We start from the raw sequence: 19,076 nt of genomic DNA, 5'->3' as shown, positions 1-19,076 counted from the left end.
GTGTAGGCCGGCGCTTCGCACTCCGCCATGTCAGAGGTGTCAAACCCCGCCTCTGATGTTGAAGGGAGCATCCATGCTTCTGGTCGCTAACGGTTCCGTCTTTACCCGCAACGCTCAGACCCCGTTTATTCCAAACGGTGCGGTCGCCATTGACGGAGATACGATCGTCGAAGTGGGCCCCGAGCGCGAGCTCAAGGCCAAGTACCCGGATGCCGAGTACGTCGATGCCCAGGGCAACCTCATCATGCCCGGACTCATCAACTGCCACACCCACATCTACTCGGGTCTGGCCCGCGGCCTTGCCATTAAGGGCTGCAACCCCACCAACTTCTTGGAGAATCTCGAGCAGCAGTGGTGGAAGATCGACGACAACCTGACGCTCGACGGCACCAAGGCCAGCGCCTATGCTACGATTTTGGACTCCATCCGTGATGGCGTCACCACGATCTTCGATCACCATGCGAGCTTCTGCGAGATTCCGGGAAGCCTCTTTACCATTAAGGATGCAGCTCAGGAGCTGGGCATGCGTTCGTGCCTGTGCTACGAGGTCTCCGATCGCCGCGGCCAGGAAAAGTGCGACCAGGCCATTGCCGAGAACGCCGAATTTGCCCAGTGGGCCGCCAAGGAGCGTCGCGATAACGACAACCACATGATCGCCGCCATGTTTGGCGGACATGCTACCTTTACGCTTTCGGACGAGACCATGGATAAGATGGCCGAGGCCAACAACGGCCTGACCGGCTTCCACATCCATGTGTGCGAGGGCATGAACGACGTGTGGGACTCCCGCCTCAACCGCGGTGGCATCAGCCCCGTCGAGCGCCTGCTGCAGCACAACCTGCTGGGTCCCGACACCATGCTGGGCCACTGCATCCACGTGACGCCTGCCGAGATGGATATCGTCAAGGAGTCCGGCACTTGGCTGGTCAACAACCCCGAATCCAATATGGGCAACGCCGTGGGCTGCGCCCCCGTGCTCGAGTTCTTCCGCCGCGGCATCCCCGTGTGCATGGGCACCGACGCCTACACCCACGATATGCTCGAGAGCCTTAAGGTCTTCCTGATTATTCAGCGCCACAACGCCGCTATGCCCAACGTGGGCTGGTGTGAGGCCATGACCATGCTGTTCGAGAACAACGCCAAGATGGCGAGCAAGTACTTCGATCGCAAGCTCGGTGTGCTCGAGGCCGGCGCTGCCGCCGACGTCATCGTTATGGACTACAAGCCCTTTACGCCGCTGAGCGAGGAGAATATCGACGGCCACATGCTCTTTGGCATGATGGGCAAAAACTGCCGCACCACCATCATCAACGGCCGCGTCCTGTACAAGGATCGCGAGTTCGTTGGCATTGATGAGGACAAGATCAACGCGTGGACCATGGCCGAGTCCAAGAAGCTCTGGAGCACGCTCAACGATCGCACCTACTAATTCACAAGTAGATTCGCGCGCGTCGGATGTTTCGCCGCATCCGACGCGCGTATAGGCGGCCTCCGCGGGGTCGCCGGCGCTGTGCTAGCGCTACACCGTATTTGCGCCCGCCGCGCGGTCTCGCCGGGCGTTACAGAGAGGAGCTCACTATGAGCGACATCATGAGGCCGATCCCGTTTTCGCAGCTGATGAACTGGATCATCGAGGAGCACAAGACTCAGGGCGCCGTCTTTGGCGTGCGCAAGATGGTCACGACCAACCAGGAGGGTGCGCTTCCCATTTTTGACGAGCGCATCGAGACCCCGTTTGGCCCGGCCGCCGGCCCCAATACGCAGCTTGCCCAAAACATCGTGGCATCCTACGTGGCCGGTTCCCGCTTCTTTGAGCTCAAGACCGTTCAGGTTATGGACGGCGAGGAGCTCTCCAAGTGTGTGAACAAGCCCTGCATCGTGGCGCAGGACGAGTGCTACAACTGCGAGTGGTCGACCGAGCTCGAGGTTCCGCAGGCCTTTGCCGAGTACGTGAAGGCATGGTTTGCCTGCCACCTGATTGCCCGCGAGTATGGTCTGGGCAGCCCGGACGGCTTTGTCTTCAACATGTCCGTGGGCTATGACCTCGAGGGCATCAAGAGCCCCAAGGTCGATGCGTACATTGAGGGCATGAAGGACGCCAGCGGCTCCGAGGTTTGGAACGAGTGCCGCACGTGGGCGCTCGCCAACCTGGACAAGTTTGAGCATGTCGACGCCGCGTTTGTCGAGTCCATCCCGGCACGCGTTTCCAACTCCATCACCGAGTCCACCCTGCATGGCTGCCCGCCGGCGGAGATCGAGCGCATCGCGACCTATCTGATTACCGAGAAGGGTCTCAACACCTACATCAAGTGCAACCCCACGCTGCTGGGCTATGAGTTTGCCCGCCAGCGCCTCAACGAGCTGGGCTTTGACTACATCGTCTTCGATGACACGCACTTCCGCGAGGACCTGCAGTGGGCCGATGCCGTGCCTATGTTCGAGCGCCTGATTGCCCTGTGCGCCGAGCACGGCCTGGAGTTTGGCGTCAAGCTGACCAACACGTTCCCCGTCGACGTGACGAGGAACGAGCTGCCCTCCACCGAGATGTACATGTCCGGCCGTTCGCTGTTCTCGCTGACCATCGAGGCTGCCCGCCGCATTACCGAGCAGTTTGATGGCAAACTGCGCATAAGCTACTCCGGCGGTGCCACGGTCTACAACATCCGCGCCCTGTACGATGCCGGCATTTGGCCCGTCACCCTGGCGACCGACGTGCTCAAGCCTGGTGGCTACGAGCGCTTTAGCCAGATGGCCGGCGAGTTTACCGACCTGGATGGCAAGCCGTTCGCGGGCGTCTCGCTCGAGGCTGTGACCGCGATCCAGACCGACTCACTCACCAACCCGCTCTACAAGAAGCCGCTGCGCCCGCTGCCCGACCGCAAGGTCGCCGGCAAGAGCCCGCTTTCCGATTGCTTTACCACGCCGTGCCGCACGAGCTGCCCCATCCAGCAGGATATTCCCGCCTATCTGGCGGCTGTTGACGAGGGCCGCTACGAGGACGCGCTCAACATCATCATCGAGCGCAACGCCCTGCCGTTCATTACCGGCACCATCTGCCCGCATCCCTGCGGCCGTGCCTGCGAGCGTGCGTTCTACGAGCCCGAGGGCGCCCAGATTCGCGCCAGCAAGCTCAAGGCCGCCCGCGAGGCCATGACCGCCGTGCTGCCCAAGCTGCGTGCCCAGACCATCGCAAACGACGGCGAGCGCAACGTTGCCGTTATCGGCGGCGGCCCGGCCGGCCTGGCGACGGCGTTCTTCCTGACGCGCGCTGGCGTGCCCGTCACCATCTTCGAGGCCCGCGATTCGCTCGGCGGCGTGGTCCGTCACGTCATCCCCGAGTTCCGCATTGCGAGCGATGACATCTCCCACGATGCCGAGCTCTGCCTGGCCTTTGGTGCCAAGGTGCAGCTCAATGCCCGCGTGGAGTCCATTGACGAGCTCAAGGCCCAGGGCTTTACCGACGTGGTTGTGGCCACCGGCGCCTGGATGCCCGGCTCTGCGGGCCTGGGCGAGGATGCCGAGCTCGACGTGCTGGAGTTCCTCGAGGCCGCCAAGAGGGGCGAGAAGCTCGAGCTGGGCGAGGACGTCGTGGTCATTGGCGCCGGCAACACCGCCATGGATGCGGCTCGCGTGGCCAAGCGCCTGGCTGGCGTGAAGAACGTGCGCCTGGTGTATCGCCGCACCAAGAAGCAGATGCCCGCCGACGAGGAAGAGCTTGATCTTGCTCTTGCCGACGGCGTTGAGTTCTGCGAGCTGCTGGCGCCCAAGGCGCTCAACGGTGCCGTGCTGACCTGCGACGTTATGGAGCTTGGCGAGCCGGATGCAAGCGGCCGTCGCAGCCCCGTCGCCACGGGCGAGACCGTCGAGCTTTCCGCCACCACGGTGATCTGCGCCGTGGGCGAGGGCATCGATGCCAGCCTGTACGATGCCGCGGGCGTCGAGCACGACCGTCGCGGTCGCCTTGCCGCCACCTCCACCGGCGTCGAGGGCGTCTGGGCTGCGGGCGACTGCCGTCGCGGTCCGGCTACCGTGGTCGAGGCTATTGCCGACGCCGCCGAGATCGCTCGTGCCATCGCCGGCGTGGACTTTAACAAGTACGCCTACCAGAATGCTCAGGCCGGTCGCGAGGACACCTGCTACGAGCGCAAGGGGTCGCTGTGCCGCGACAAGCGCAACTGCACCAAGACTCGCTGCCTGGGCTGCGGCTCGGTGTGCGAGGTCTGCTGCGACGTGTGCCCCAACCGCGCCAACGTTGCCATTAAGGTGCCGGGTCTCGCCAAGCATCAGGTCGTCCACGTCGACGGCATGTGCAACGAGTGCGGCAACTGCGCCGTGTTCTGCCCCTACCAGGAGGGTCGTCCCTACAAGGACAAGCTCACCCTGTTCTGGAGCGAGGAGGACATGGAGAACTCCGAGAACGAGGGCTTCCTGGCCGTGGACGAGGACCACTTTAAGGTTCGCGTCGCCGGCACGGTCCGCACCGTCTCGGTCGATGCCGTCAACACCGGTCTTCCCGAGGCCGTCCGCCTGACCATCAGGGCTGTGCGCGACAACTATTCGTACCTTCTTAAGAAATAGGCGAGTCTCTTATGGCCAAATCCATTCAACATAACGTGGCCTACGTTGCCTGCGGAAGTGGTTGCGCCTCCGCAGGCGGCGACGCCCGCTGCAGCGAAGGCTGCATTGGCTGTGGCGCCTGCGTCACGGCCTGCCCCCACGGCGCCATTGCGCTGGTCGATGGCATCGCCCGCGTGGATCGCTCCAAGTGCACGGGCTGTGGCCTGTGCGGCATGGCGTGCCCGCAGCGCGTGATTGCCTTCGTTCCCGGCTACCAGAACATTCTGGTGCGCTGCAACAACACCGATAAGGGCGCCATTGCGCGCAAGATCTGCGACACGAGCTGCATCGGTTGCGGTATGTGCGCCAAAAAGTGCCCTGCCGGCGCTATCCGCATCGAGGACAACTGTGCCCATATCGACGGCGTGGACTGTCTGTCGTGCGGCATGTGCGCCGTCGTCTGCCCGCATGGCGCCATCCACGACCGCACCGGCATCGCCGCCGGCGTGTAGAAGGGAATCACCATGGCACAGGAATTCACTTTTACCGTTAACGGCGTCGAGCGCACGACGACGGAGAATAAACCACTGCTGCGCTATCTGCGCGACGACCTGCACATTCACTCCGCCAAGGACGGCTGCTCCGAGGGCGCCTGCGGCACCTGCACCATCCATGTGGACGGTGCGGCCGTCAAGGCGTGCGTACTGACCACTGCTCTTGCCGCCGGCCGTAACATCGTGACCGTCGAGGGCCTGCCCGAGGACGTGCGCGAGGCCTTTGTGTACGCCTTTGGCGCCGTGGGCGCCGTGCAGTGCGGTTTTTGCATCCCCGGCATGGTCATGGCGGGTGCAGCGCTGATCGCCGAGGACCCCGAGCCCACCGAGGAGCAGATCAAGTACGCCATCCGTGGCAATGTCTGCCGCTGCACCGGCTACAAAAAGATTATCGAGGGCATTTCGCTGGCAGCTGCGGTGCTCCGTGGCGAAAAGCAGATCGACGAGGATTTGGAGCGCGGCGACGACTACGGCGTGGGCAAGCGCGCCTTCCGCATCGACGTGCGCAAGAAGGTGCTCGGCGAGGGCAAGTATCCCGACGACATCGACGAGCTCGATCAGCCGGGTCTGACCTATGCCAGCGCCGTGCGCTCCAAGTACCCGCGCGCCCGTGTGCTCTCCATCGATACTTCCAAGGCCGAGGCCCTGCCCGGCGTGGTGGGCATCCTGCGCGCCGAGGACGTGCCGGTCAACCAGGTCGGCCACCTTATCCAGGACTGGGACGTCATGATCGCCCAGGGCGATATCACCCGCTGCGTGGGTGACGCTATCGTGCTGGTGGTTGCCGAGGACGAAGCGACGCTCGAAAAGGCCAAGAAGCTCGTAAAGATCGATTACGAGCCGCTGGAGCCCGTGCGCAACATTGTCGAGGCCAGGGCCGCCGATGCCCCGCGCCTGCATGACAGCTTCTTTGCCTTCGGCAACACGGTGGAGCTCAAGGACAACGTGTGTCAGAGCCGTCACGTGACGCGCGGCGACGCCGCCAAGGCGCTGGCAGAGAGCGCGTTTACCGTGACGCAGCGCTTTACCACGCCCTTTACCGAGCATGCCTTCTTGGAGCCCGAGTGCGCCGTTGCCTTCCCGTACAAGAACGGCGTCAAGGTACAGTCGACCGACCAGGGCGCCTACGATACGCGCAAAGAGTGCGCCCACATGTTTGGCTGGGATAGCGAACCCGAGCGCGTGGTTGTGGAGACCATGCTCGTGGGTGGCGGCTTTGGCGGCAAGGAGGACGTGTCCATCCAGCATCTGGCCGCGCTCGCCGCCTATAAGTTCCAGCGTCCTGTGAAGTGCAAGCTCACGCGCGCCGAGTCGCTCGCGTTCCATCCCAAGCGCCACGCCATGGACGGCACCTTTACGCTGGGCTGCGACGCCGAGGGCAACTTTACCGGCCTGGATTGCGAGATCAATTTTGACACCGGCGCCTATGCGTCGCTGTGCGGCCCGGTGCTCGAGCGCGCCTGCACGCATGCCGTCGGCCCCTACAAGTACCAGAATACCGACATTCGCGGCTTTGGCTACTACACCAACAACCCGCCCGCCGGTGCGTACCGCGGCTTTGGCGTTTGCCAGTCCGAGTTTGCGCTCGAGAGCCTGATCGACCTGCTGGCCGAGAAGGTCGGCCTGGATCCGTGGGAGATCCGCTACCGTAACGCCATCGAGCCGGGCGAGGTTCTGCCCAACGGCCAGATTGCCGACTGCTCCACGGCGCTGAAGGAGACGCTGCTCGAGGTCAAGGATGCCTACTACGCGCATCCTGGACATGCCGGTATCGCCTGCGCCATGAAGAACGCCGGCGTGGGCGTGGGCCTGCCCGATGCCGGCCGCTGCAAGATTCGCATCGAGGATGGCCGCGCCGTGGTCTACGCCGCCACGTCCGACATCGGCCAGGGCTGTAACACCGTCTTTTTGCAGGACGTTGCCGAGGCATGCGGTCTGCCGCTTCGCTGCATTGCCAATGGCGAGTGCTCCACCGAAAACGCTCCCGACTCCGGCACCACGTCTGGCTCGCGTCAGACGGTCGTGACCGGCGAGGCCGTGCGCGGTGCCGCCTTCCTGCTGCGCGATGCCATGGTTGGCATCGAGGCCGGCAAGCCCGCACCCGATGCTCCCGTGAGCGCGCATGGCGACGGCGTCAAGATTGAGTACGACGACGGTCGCGCCTACCAGCTGCGCACGCAGGAACTCGTCGCCGGCCAGGGCATGCATCCTCGGGATCCCGCGACCGCCATTAAGGCGCTCGAGGGATGCGAGTTTGGCTATGTGTACCTGGAGCCGACCGACAAACTGGGCGCCGACGTTCCCAACCCCAAGAGCCATATCTGCTACGGCTTTGCCACGCATGTGGTCATTTTGGATGATGACGGCCGCGTGAGCGAGGTCTATGCCGCGCACGATTCCGGCAAGGTGGTCAACCCCATCTCCATCCAGGGTCAGATCGAAGGCGGTGTGCTCATGGGTATGGGCTATGCGCTTACCGAGGACTGGCCGCTCAAGGACTGCGTACCCCAGGCAAGGTACGGTACGCTCGGGCTGTTCCGTGCGCCCGAAATACCGGATATCCACGCCATCTACGTGGAGAAGGACGAGCTGCTGCCCGTGGCATACGGCGGCAAGGGCATCGGCGAGATCGCAACGATCCCCACGGCGCCCGCCGTACAGAACGCCTATCGCGCATTTGACGGCAAGCTGCGTCCGGATCTGCCCATGGTGGATACGCCCTACAGCCGCGCTCGTCACCGCGGGTAGGGTAGAGCGCGGACAGCCATTGCTGATGGGCTGTTCGCGCTCAATATCAACTGCATATGCTGCGCCTTTGGCCCCCGGCTCCATCGCGAGCCGGGGCCTTTTGTTTGGAGCGCCTCCGCATACGGAAACTGCGTCCCAGAATTGGCGTTCAGAATGGGATGCGCTTTCCGGTAGAGCATCTGGCGGAAACTGTGTTCCGGATTCGACGCTCAGAATGGGATTCGTTTTCCGGATCGGTCCTCAACCGGAAGCTGTGTCCCGGAATCATGCCTCAGAATGGGATGCGTTTTCCGCTGGCCGGTCGTTTGGAAAGTGCATCCCAGTTTGAGCGTTTATTCCGGGATGCGGTTTCCGCTGAAGGACTCAACCGGAAAGCACGACCCGTTCCGAGGCCTGATTCCGGGACACGCTTTCCGCTAGGCCCGCCATCCGGAAAGTGCATCCCGTTTTGAGCGTCCAGCCTGGGACGCGCTTTCCGTTGGCGTGGCCGTTGGGAAAACGCGGCCCAGATAGGGGGATGCGATTCGGCGATGCGTGGCCTAGCAGCTCCTACAGCTCAATATCGTTGAGCCATGTCGGTAGCGCGGTCTGCCGGATGCCTGCCGTCTGCAGCTTTTTGGCGAGCACTCCTGCCGAGCGGACCTCGTTTATGGTAAAGCGCAGCAGAGGATGACCGTAGAGCGATAGGTGCGCCTCGCGCTGTCGTTCGGCAACGAGCGCCTCGGCGGTGGTGCGCCCGGCTAACATGGCCTGGTCGGTATATTTGACGAACCCGTCGAGTTCTCCCAACGTGAGCTCCCGCGCCTGGCGCTCCCAGGCAAAGTCCGTTCGCATAGTCTCGGTCGAATCGAAGGGGTCCGTCAGCTCGTATTGCAGTTGGTCGGGTGCGAAGCCGGTCTCGATCATGACGGCGCGGGCGACTGATTCTCCACCGCTCTCGGCGCGGGCGTCGGCATACCGAAGTGTCGTGAGGGCGGTGCGGATGGCCCGGTCGTTGCGAGTGCTCGCTCGTTGCTCGACGGCCGCCATCAGCTGCTCTTGCGTTAGGCCAAGCTTTGAGATCGCCGAATCGGCAATGGGCATGCCGTCGGCAAAACCAGTTTGCAGCAGGCAATCCGTCACCGTTTGAATGGGCGGCGTTACCGATATGCCGGCTCTGTGTATTGCTCCGGCCGGCTCAATCTGATGCCGCTGGATTCGGACGCCTGGGCGAGCCGACGGCTTTGTCGAGCTGCAGACATGCACAACGTTCAGGTGTCGCCACGAGACCTCGAGCCCCAGCAGGCAAGCTGCCGAAAACGAGCAGAACGTCCAATCGGGGTGGATGATCGCAAGGGCGCGAATAATCTCGCAATGACGCTGCGCCCGGTTGAGCTCATCCCAGCGCATTTTGCGCGCAAACAACCCCGACATGGGCGAGACAACCGTGCCGCCGGTGCGCCGAAGGAGCGCTTTTCGGATCGCCGTGCTCGGGGGAATCAGACAGCGCCCCTCTTGTTCGGCTTGAGTGAGCAGCTGGTCGATGAGTTGGTCATTGTAATGGGTCATGAGCTACCGCCTCCTTTTGGGTAGCAAAAACGTATCAGCTGGAACTTGCCACTCAGCTGACCAAAAGCTGACCAAAATCTAACCATGCAGATAGATGGCCTGTTTTCGGCGACATTTTTACATCCGAATCGGTGGGCGGTAATCGGCGACCTTGAACGGTAGCGAGTTATGAAGACTGGGTAAGTTTCGAGACGTGTACTTTTTGAAAAAGAGCATTCTATCTGCTGTTTTGTGTTTCTGGATCGCATATTTGAAGGCATGTGATAAGGGCTGCAGGTCGTCGTCTGTGTCGGCGGAAACTATGTCCCGGAATTGACGTTCGGAATGGGACGCGCTTTCCGGAACGCCCCTCAACCGGAAACTGCGTCCCAGATTTCGGCCTCGGAGTGGGATGCCGTTTCCGGATCGGGCCTCAAGCGGAAACTGCGTCCCGGAATCGAGCCTCGGGGTGGGACACGCTTTCCGGATGGCATGCTTAGCGGAAACTACGGCCCAGTTTTTGGCTCCAGAACGGGATACATTTTCCGGAACGGTCCACGTGCGGCGGTGTATCGCCCCTTTTCGTGCGCCGCTTGTCGAATTACGTTATAGCTAGCTATATTATAGGAAAGTATAATATAGCTAGCTATAACGTAAAGGAAGGATGGCCCTATGTTTATCGGAAGAACGGCGGAAATGTCCGAGCTCAATCGACTGTATGGCACGGGCTTCTTTGAGATGCCTGTGATTTACGGCCGCCGTCGCGTGGGCAAAACGCGTCTTATCACAGAGTTTATCCAAGGCAAGAAGGCTATTTACTTTCAAGCTCGTCGTACCAATGCAGAGGCAAACCTGCATGGCTTTAGCCAGGCGATACTTGCGGGCTCCGTTGGTGTTGCTGGCGTGTCGTTTCGTAGCTTTGACGAGGCGTTTGATGCATTGGCCACCATGGCTCGCACGGAACGTTTGATTGTCGTGATTGACGAGTATCCCTATCTCGCCCAATCGAATCCCGAAATCAGCTCGTTGCTGCAAGACAAGATCGACCACTTGTACAAAGAGACCAGGCTCATGCTGATCCTATGCGGCTCGTCTCTTTCGTTTATGGAGGAACAGGTGTTGGGCTACGAGAGTCCGCTATACGGTAGGCGTACGGCCCAGTTTAAGATCATGCCGCTCGATTTTACGACGACCCTCGGCCTGTGGCAGAGCATGAGTCGCGAAGATGCTGCAGTTTGCTATGGCATGACGGGCGGCATTCCTGCATATATCGAGAAAGTCGATCCTACCGTATCGCTCAAGGACAACATCAAACGTCTTTTTCTTACCCCTACGGGCTATCTCTTTGAAGAGCCGAGTAACCTACTATTGCAAGAGTGCCGCAATCCCGAGCAATATGATGCGATCGTGCAGGCAATTGCCCAGGGACGCTCGAAGATCTCGGAGATTGCGAGCTCTACGGGAATCCCTGCGAGCAACGTAAAGAGCTATGTGGATAAGCTGGCGTCGCTTGGGATTGTCGAGCGCGAGCTGCCCCTAAACGAGACGAGCAATAAGCGAGCCGTGTATCTGCTGAGCGACCAGATGTTTAGGTTCTGGTACAAGTTTGTTCCGCAGAACATTGGGCTGATTCAAAACGATATGGCCGAGATGGCGTATAAGCGCATTGAGCCGCACGTATCGGATTACATGGGTACGGTCTTTGAGCTTATATGCAGACAATACGTGTACGAACTCGCGCGCGCGGGCCAGCTCGATGTGGTTCCGGCGAGCGTCGGGCGCTGGTGGGGGACGGACAATCGCACGCATACGCAGGAAGAAATCGACTTGATTGTTGACGATGGCGAGGGCGCTGCGCTGTTTGCGGAGTGCAAATGGCGCAATGAACCGGCGGGCGAAGACGTGCTGCAAAAGCTCGTGCACCGAAGCGAGCTCTTTAGACGGCAACGAAAAAGCTATGCACTTTTCTCAAAAAGCGGCTTTACGCAGGGATGTCGGGATGCCGCGGAGAGTAGGGGAGACGTCAAGCTGATCTCGTTTGCCGAGATGTGAGGGCGGGATAACGCTGCTCGGGGGTAAAGCCTGTCCTCGAATGGCTGGAACGGGGCCCTCTGTTGTCGTACTGGCTGCCAGCGGAAATTGCATCCCGGAATGAGCGCTCAGACTGGGACGCACTTTCCGGATCGGTCCTCAAGAGGAAGATGCGTCCCGGATTCTGGCTCCAGAGTGGGATGCCGTTTCCGGTTGAGGTCTCTGGCGGAAGCTGTATTCCGGAATCGAGCTTCAGAGTGGGACGTGCTTTCCCGTCAGGAGCTCAAGTGGAAACTGCGTCCCGGATTCAAGCCTCGGAATGGGACGTGCTTTCCGGATGGGCTTCAAGCGGAAACTGTGTCCCAGAATCGACATGGCTTCAAGTGGAAAGCGCGTCTTAGAATACCGCGCCGGCGTTTTTGGCGGTTGTGGTTGGAAAGGGAAGCATTGCCTGCACACACGACGACGGCGTGGCGGTGATCCCCATGGCGGCACTTGGGGCGTAGTGGTTTTGCGGGCGTGCCGTGCTTCCTTTACCGAAAATCCATTTGGTAAACCAGATGCTCGCGGATAGAATAAAGTCGACGGCAGCCCAAGTGGTGAAGAGCTGGGCAGCGCCGTTGCTTGGTCAAGAGGTCAGCGCCTTAATGGCAGTGACTTGTTATGCTTCGAATGCTGCTTGAGTGCCTCGGAAAGTTCGATAAGCGCCGTGAAGAGCGAGACCAAAGCAACCAAGAGCTCTGTGAGCTCTGATGGGCCCGGGATGACCGCTGATTCAAGTCACCGGGCCTAAACTTTTTCATGCATTTGAGTAGAGCGGGCGACTCTCTTGGGGCGGTCTACATGGCGTGTGCCTGGCGCGCGTGGCATTGCGTCCCGCCTTCATGTCCGCACGGGCGCCTATCCTTACGGCAATGTAGCTGCCTGTGAAACAGGCGGCAGCTGACGGAGAAAGGCCCTCGCCGTGCCAGACAAAAAGACGCCGTGTATCTCGGCTATCGATACGACGAACTTTGCGCGCCAGATCGTGCTGGACTTTGAGTTTGCGCCGGTGCCAAGGCAGCGCCAGCGCCGCGGGTTGCGCAACGAGATTATCGAGGTCGGCGCGGTTAAGCTCGATAACCGCGGCAACGTTATGGGCGAGTTCTCGCAGTTTGTGCAGACAGAATTTACCGAAGGCGTTGCGTTTCCCGTCCGCGAGCTTACGGGGATATCGGCCGTGGACACCGCGATGGCTGATCCGCTCTATGTGGTGATCAAAAGACTCAGCGATTGGATCGGTCGCTACTCCGCCCAGATAGTTTGCTGGAGCGGGGCGGATCATCGACAGCTTATGACCGAGTGCCAGGCAAAGCACATGGACCTTTCCGCATTTCCTACGGACTGGGCCGACCTGCAGGCGTTTTACACTTCGATCATGGACGTGGGCAGCCACGGGTGCATCTCTTTGAGTGACGCGGCAACGTGGTTTGGCATCGAGTTCGACGAGTCGACGGGTCACGCCCACAGCGCCTTAGCCGATGCGCGCGTGACCGCCAAGCTGCTCAAGCAGGTGATGGATGGGGGCTACCGCGTGAGCCCGCACGTCCAGGAAGTCCGCCAGCGGTGGGGGGTGGGCGAGCGAGCCCAGACGCGCCTTTCCAGCAAGTGCCCCGAGCTGGGCGACCTGCTGCTGAGGCTGAAGGCGGAGGGGAGGTAGGCCTTTTGAGAACGCCATTCGGTTTGGCATGGCAGGGCTGTAAGCGCGACTTCGCACTGCTGTTTGAATCGAAGCGTCAACCAGTATGACGAGCTGTCTGGTCTGTCTGCCTACACCATCGCAATCCCGCGGGCCGCACTCAACAGCTCGTACTCCCTTTCGCTCCACTGCCGCAGCTCGGCCGCGCGTACGGCGTCGCGGCACAGATCCAGGAATACCTCGGCGCCCTCGCAGAAGCACTCGCGGGCAAAGATGCCCGACCCGCCCGCAACGCACGCGCCATCGGCAAACCGCTCCCAGCTAGACGGCTCACGCGAATCGTCTCCGGACAGTTTGATCTGCAACACATGCGGGTCGCCGGCAACGCAGAACTCTTTCTCGAGCTTTTGCACCGTGAAGCGCATCTGGTGGGAGAGGCTGCTCTTGACCATGGCCGAGGCGTAGCCGTTCTGCTTGTCCAGAAGATGCATTCGTTTTGGCTTGGCTGCCAGGTTGTGGAAGTTGCGCTCGCTGCGCACAGAGAAATTGTCCATACGGACTCCTTTCATCGATGTTGGCAGGGCCACCGTGCCTTTTGGCCGGTTGGCGTCGGGATCGTGGAGCCAACTCTCTACCCCGACTCTGGATAAAACGTGCCCGCTCCTTGCGGGCAAGAGGAAGTCTATCAACGTGTACGGACTCAACGTGTACGGACAGAAATCAAGCGCCATCCGCGAAATGACGCGCGGATGGCGCTGGTTTCCCAAGTGATTATTCGGCTTTCATCCGGAAAAGTGTCGAAATCAGCCGTGTAAAAGTACGGAAAAGTGTCGAAATAGGCACCTTAAAACTTCGGAAAAGTGTGGCTGGATGACAAAACAGCACTTAGAAGCCGGTGCTGGATGCAGGATCCTGTGGCCGCCTTCAGCCCTCGCTACTCGTCGTCCCCGTCGTTGGGGTCGCCCTTGAGGGTGTTGATGTCCAGGTACTGGTTGTCGTCCTCTTTTTGCTGCGTTGCCGATTCGGACGCGGTGGGGCCGCGGAACAGCTGGAATCCTTCAAACGCAATGACACCGAGCAGGGCAATGATAATGGCGATAAAGGCAACCTTGACTGCCTGCGGAAATTCCGAGAAACGCAGCGCCTTTTCCTCGGCGTAATAATCGGCGAAGCGCTCTTCGCCCGTGCTTTTGGTATACGCCGGCGCGGACGCGGCCTCCGGGTCATATTCCGGTGCAGGCGTGGCAGCGTACGGATCGTTGAGATAATCGCTCGATGCGGTGCCATAATCCTCGGTCTCGATGCGACCGGTGCCAGCATGGCCATCGGAATAATCGGAATATGCCGCATCGCCCTCATAGTCCGCGGCGCTCGTGTTGGCGGCAAAAAGCGGGTTAACTGGAACATCGAGCGCCGGCATGCCGGTAGAGGTCTCATCCAGATCGGCTGCGGCCCAGGAATCGTGGACAACCTGATGGGCAACGGGCTCATCGAGCCTTGTGACCGGAGGCTTGCGTGCCGCAGGAACAGGCAACTGCTGGGCGCTGTACATAACGGTGCTGTCGGCCGATTTGCCCTGCGTCGCTGCTGCGAGAAATGCCGCCGTCTCGGACGGGTCGCTTGCGGGGCGGGGAGCGGGCGTGGGCGCCGAAGTGGGTGCGGGTGTAGGCGCGGGCGTCGAAACAGCCGGCTGCGCAGGAGTCGGCGCAGATGCGGTCTTAGGCGCAAGTGCGGGATTGGGACTTGACGGGCGAGCCCCGCCGCTCATGAGTTCGTCGGCGGTCCACGGGCGATCATCCATCACGTCGTCAAGGCTCAGCGAAAACAGGTCGTCTTCACCCTCATCGAACATGCGGTGCACATGTCCACCAATTGCCGGAATCAATCCGCGACCGGTGCATGATGCCTTGCTCAACGCCATTCTGTTCCATCCTTTCGAAATGCTAATGACATCGATTATATGGAACTTCCCAAGCGGCCCGGTCTTGGATTCGTGCTTTCCAGAACTCGCACCCAAAAGGGGGAGGGGCAATCCGGGCGAGTGCCTACTTGTCGCCGGCCGCCGCCTTGGCCTCATTGAGGTAGCTATAGAAGCTGTACTTGGAGATGCCAAAGAACTCGCAGGCGCGCTCGCTCGACTTGGAAATGAGGAAGGCACCGCGACGGTCGAGGTAACCAATGGCACGAATGCGCTCGTCTTTGGTCATGAGTGCCGCGGGCTTGCCCACAAACTGCTCGCACTCGTGCAGCAGGTCCTCGAGCAGGTCGCCGATGTTTTTGGTAATGGGCTCGGGCTCGGTGTAGCCCGAGCCGCCGGTGCCGGTAAAGGCATCGAGCGAACGCTCAAAAGCCTTCATGAGCGTAATGTCAAAGTTGATGCCCAAAATGCCGACGGGCTTGCCCTCGTCGTTGCGGATAAAGATGGTCGAGGACTTGAGCAGCTTGCCATCGGTGGTTTTGGTGAGGTATGGCTCGCGGTCGTGTACGTCGGTGGCGCCCTCGTGCATGGACTCAAACACGATATGGCTGGGGCCGTCACCCAGTTTGCGCCCGCTGACGTGGCCGTTTTCGATCACTACGATGGAGTGGTCCACGTCCTCGGTCTCCAGATCGTGGACGACGACTTCGCAGTTGGGGCCAAATTGGAGCGCCAGACCGTGTGCGAGGCGCTTGTAAAACTCAATCTGTGCGGGGGTCATGGGTACCTTCCTAAAAATTAGTTTGGGCTCACTGTGCCATAAACCACACATGACAGCAAACAAATCCATCAACAAGGCAATTCATGACCGTTCGGCGGCGAAAAGGTACCGATTACGGCAACAAACAATTTGTTAGGTTTTCCAATCAAAAAGTGTGATAGAACAGTGCTAACAAACTTTTTGTTTGGCATCCACATAAAAGTTCAGTCGCATGAATGGGAATGGGCTGAAACGCGTATGCGGGGCCGGCAAGAGAGGACTTAAGGAGTTCACCGTATGGCCGATAAGATCCAGTGGACGGGCAACGCGATGCCCAAGAGCGATGACAAGCACTTGGGAATCATGAGCCTCGACCACGTGAAGAAGGCCCGCGCCTTCCACCAGTCGTTCCCTCAATATACCGTCACTCCGCTTGCCCGCCTGGACGGTCAGGCTGCGCGCCTGGGCCTGTCCAACCTGTGCGTTAAGGACGAGAGCTATCGCTTTGGCCTCAACGCCTTTAAGGTTCTGGGCGGTTCGTTTGCCATGGCCAACTACATTGCCGACGAGACCGGCAAGGACGTTGCCGAGTGCACCTTCGATTACCTGACCTCCGATCAGCTTGCCAAGGACTTTGGCCAGGCCACCTTCTTTACCGCCACCGACGGCAATCATGGCCGCGGCGTGGCATGGGCTGCCAACAAGTTGGGTCAGAAGGCCGTCGTGCACATGCCCAAGGGTTCCACCAAGCCCCGCTTCGATAACATTGCCGCCGAGGGCGCCACGGTGACCATCGAAGAGGTCAACTACGACGAGTGCGTGCGCATGGCCGCCGCCGAGGCCGATGCCTGCGAGCGCGGCGTCATCGTTCAGGACACCGCCTGGGAGGGCTACGAGAAGATCCCGTCTTGGATCATGGAGGGCTACGGCACCATGGCTTCCGAGGCTGCCGAGCAGCTGCGCGAGATGGCCATCAACCGCCCGACGCACGTCTTTGTCCAGGCTGGTGTAGGCTCGCTCGCCGGCGCCGTGGTGGGCTACTTTACCAACCTGTATCCCGATAACCCGCCCACCTTCGTTGTGGTCGAGTGCGCTCCTGCCGCCTGCCTGTACAAGGGCGCTGCCGCCGGCGACGGCGACCCGCGCATCGTGGACGGCGACATGCCCTCCATCATGGCCGGCCTGTGCTGCGGCGAGCCCAACATTCTGGGCTGGGATATCCTGCGCAACCACGCCACCGCCTTCGTGTCCTGCCCCGACTGGGTCACCGCTCGCGGCATGCGCACCCTGGGCGCTCCCGAGAAGGGCGACCCGCGCGTCATCTCCGGCGAGTCCGGCGCGGTGACCACCGGCCTGGTCGAGACCCTCATGCTCGATCCCGAGTACGCCGAGCTCAAGGAGCTCATCGGCCTGGACAAGACGAGCTCCGTGCTCTGCTTCTCCACCGAGGGTGACACCGATCCGGATCAGTACCGTCGCATCGTCTGGGAGGGCGAGTATCCGACCTGCTAGCAGACTGACCTGTCCGGAGGCAGCCGGAGGACTTTACTCCCTGCTCGGACAGTCCTGCTCGCACGGAGAGCACATTAAGTGCTCTCCGGCTCGTGCGGAACTCGCGACGGAGCAAAGTCCTCCGTCCGCCTCCTACGTTTACTTGCTTGCCGGGTACTCGACCTCACACTGCTTGGCACAAGTGATCTATCTGAAATATCTACCTGTAGGTAAACCCTTGTAGAAAGGTTGACTGTTATGACTAAGGAACTCGATTTCGAGGCAATTAAAAACGCTGCTGAGTCCCATCGTGCTGATATGACTCGCTTCCTGCGCGCTATGATCTCCCATCCCTCTGAGTCCTGCGAGGAGGGCGAGGTTGTCGCTTGCATCAAGGCCGAGATGGAGAGCCTTGGCTATGACGAGGTCAAGGTCGACGGCTTGGGCAACGTTATGGGCTTTATGGGCGAGGGCGACAAGATCATCGCCATCGACTCCCACATCGACACCGTCGGCATCGGCAACATCGAGAACTGGGACGCCGATCCCTATGAGGGCTACGAGACCGACGAGATCATCTATGGCCGCGGCGGCTCCGACCAGGAGGGCGGCATGGCTTCTGCTACCTATGCTGCCAAGATGATGAAGGACATGGGCCTCATCCCCGAGGGCTACAAGATCATGGTCGTCGGCACCGTCCAGGAAGAGGACTGCGACGGCATGTGCTGGCAGTACATCTACAACAAGGACGGCATTAAGCCCGAGTTCGTCATTTCCACCGAGCCTACCGACGGTGGCATCTATCGCGGTCATCGCGGCCGCATGGAGATTCGCGTCGACGTTCACGGCACCTCCTGCCACGGCTCCGCTCCCGACCGCGGCGATAACGCCATTTACAAGATGGCCGACATCATCGCCGACGTCCGTGCCCTCAACAACAACGGCTGCGACGAGTCGACCGACATCAAGGGCCTCGTCAAGATGCTCGACCCCAAGTACAACCCCGAGCACTTCGAGGACGCCCGCTTCCTGGGTCGCGGCACCTGCACCGTCAGCCAGATCTTCTACACCAGCCCCAGCCGCTGCGCTGTCGCTGACTCCTGCGCCATCTCCATCGACCGTCGCATGACCGCCGGCGAGACCTGGGAGTCCTGCCTGGACGAGATCCGCAACCTGCCGGCCGCCAAGAAGTACGGCGACGACGTGAAGGTCTCCATGTACATGTACGACCGTCCGTCCTGGACCGGTGAGGTCTACGAGACCGAGGCTTACTTCCCCACGTGGATCAACAAGGAGACCGCCCCGCACGTCAAGGCCCTCGTCGACGCTCACAAGGCCATGTTTGGTGACGAACGCATCGGCTGCGAGCCCAGCATGGACAAGCGCGCCGGTCGCCCGCTGTGCGACAAGTGGACCTTCTCCACGAACTGCGTCTCCATCCAGGGCCGCTACGGCATCCCCTGCGTGGGCTTTGGCCCGGGTGCTGAGTCTCAGGCTCACGCTCCCAACGAGGTCACCTACAAGGACGACCTGGTCACCGCTGCCGCCATGTACGTGGCTGCCCTGAACCTCTACGATCCGAGCCTGGCCGATGGCGACGCCACCGTGTTCCGCGCCGGTCTGACCAACAACAAGATCGATTAGTCCCATTCCTCGATCTTGTTGAGCCGGGGACAGCTTATGCCCCCGGCACCTCCTGTTGACTTGGGGCCCGCAGTCGTTATCTTCCATGCTTCCTCAACGGTGGCGGGTCCTCGTCATGGTGCTCTGTATGTTCTAGTCACACGCGCATGCCGGAGCACATCTACTCAT

General features: G+C 60.9%; 12 protein-coding genes and 1 riboswitch. Of the genes, 8 read left to right on the top strand and 4 right to left on the bottom strand.

Annotated elements, in window-relative coordinates:
- Positions 1-73: 73 nt before the first annotated feature.
- From ssnA to xdh, 4 genes are all read left to right on the top strand, one after another.
- On the top strand, positions 74-1,429 hold the full coding sequence (gene ssnA, locus AAAV44_RS05510; RefSeq protein WP_195239335.1) for a putative aminohydrolase SsnA: 1,356 nt from the start codon (positions 74-76) through the stop codon (positions 1,427-1,429).
- 149 nt (positions 1,430-1,578) lie between these two features.
- Positions 1,579-4,578: a putative selenate reductase subunit YgfK gene (ygfK, locus tag AAAV44_RS05505; protein WP_349114929.1), complete on the top strand. Its 3,000-nt coding sequence runs from the start codon at positions 1,579-1,581 to the stop codon at positions 4,576-4,578.
- A gap of 11 nt (positions 4,579-4,589) precedes the next feature.
- Positions 4,590-5,069, top strand: a complete 480-nt coding sequence (locus tag AAAV44_RS05500) for a 4Fe-4S binding protein (RefSeq protein ID WP_006235055.1) — start codon at positions 4,590-4,592, stop codon at positions 5,067-5,069.
- Positions 5,070-5,081: 12 nt separating this feature from the next.
- Positions 5,082-7,859, top strand: coding sequence for a selenium-dependent xanthine dehydrogenase (gene xdh, locus AAAV44_RS05495; RefSeq protein ID WP_349114928.1), 2,778 nt, complete (start codon positions 5,082-5,084; stop codon positions 7,857-7,859).
- Between the two features lie 549 nt (positions 7,860-8,408).
- Here xdh and AAAV44_RS05490 read toward each other — a convergent pair.
- Positions 8,409-9,407 carry a hypothetical protein gene (locus tag AAAV44_RS05490; RefSeq protein ID WP_349104785.1) on the bottom strand — a complete coding sequence of 333 codons (999 nt, stop codon included), beginning with the start codon at positions 9,405-9,407 and terminating at the stop codon, positions 8,409-8,411.
- Positions 9,408-10,058: 651 nt separating this feature from the next.
- On the opposite strand from AAAV44_RS05490, the gene AAAV44_RS05485 reads away from it, so the two are divergent.
- Both AAAV44_RS05485 and AAAV44_RS05480 read left to right on the top strand, forming a co-directional pair.
- The gene (locus AAAV44_RS05485) at positions 10,059-11,438 is read left to right on the top strand and encodes an ATP-binding protein (RefSeq protein ID WP_349114927.1); all 1,380 of its coding nucleotides are present in this window, start codon (positions 10,059-10,061) and stop codon (positions 11,436-11,438) included.
- A gap of 943 nt (positions 11,439-12,381) precedes the next feature.
- Positions 12,382-13,116, top strand: coding sequence for a 3'-5' exonuclease (locus tag AAAV44_RS05480; RefSeq protein ID WP_349114925.1), 735 nt, complete (start codon positions 12,382-12,384; stop codon positions 13,114-13,116).
- Between the two features lie 110 nt (positions 13,117-13,226).
- Here AAAV44_RS05480 and AAAV44_RS05475 read toward each other — a convergent pair whose 3' ends face one another.
- From AAAV44_RS05475 to AAAV44_RS05465, 3 genes are all read right to left on the bottom strand, one after another.
- Entirely contained in the window at positions 13,227-13,649 is a 423-nt protein-coding gene (locus AAAV44_RS05475) for a hypothetical protein (protein ID WP_349104788.1), read from the bottom strand.
- An 8-nt stretch (positions 13,650-13,657) separates the two neighbouring features.
- Positions 13,658-13,748, bottom strand: a riboswitch (SAM riboswitch).
- A 281-nt stretch (positions 13,749-14,029) separates the two neighbouring features.
- Positions 14,030-15,016 carry a hypothetical protein gene (locus AAAV44_RS05470; RefSeq protein ID WP_349114924.1) on the bottom strand — a complete coding sequence of 329 codons (987 nt, stop codon included), beginning with the start codon at positions 15,014-15,016 and terminating at the stop codon, positions 14,030-14,032.
- 124 nt (positions 15,017-15,140) lie between these two features.
- Entirely contained in the window at positions 15,141-15,794 is a 654-nt protein-coding gene (locus tag AAAV44_RS05465) for a helix-turn-helix transcriptional regulator (protein ID WP_349114922.1), read from the bottom strand.
- A gap of 276 nt (positions 15,795-16,070) precedes the next feature.
- Here AAAV44_RS05465 and dpaL point away from each other — a divergent pair, with 276 nt between their 5' ends.
- Positions 16,071-17,285, top strand: a complete 1,215-nt coding sequence (gene dpaL / locus AAAV44_RS05460; RefSeq protein WP_349114920.1) for a diaminopropionate ammonia-lyase — start codon at positions 16,071-16,073, stop codon at positions 17,283-17,285.
- Positions 17,286-17,522: 237 nt separating this feature from the next.
- Entirely contained in the window at positions 17,523-18,908 is a 1,386-nt protein-coding gene (locus tag AAAV44_RS05455) for a YgeY family selenium metabolism-linked hydrolase (RefSeq protein ID WP_349114919.1), read from the top strand.
- Positions 18,909-19,076 lie beyond the last annotated feature (168 nt).

This window comes from Collinsella sp. CLA-AP-H1, assembly GCF_040092945.1.
Lineage (GTDB): Bacteria > Actinomycetota > Coriobacteriia > Coriobacteriales > Coriobacteriaceae > Collinsella.
This window is presented reverse-complemented; position numbering and strand designations above follow the sequence as displayed.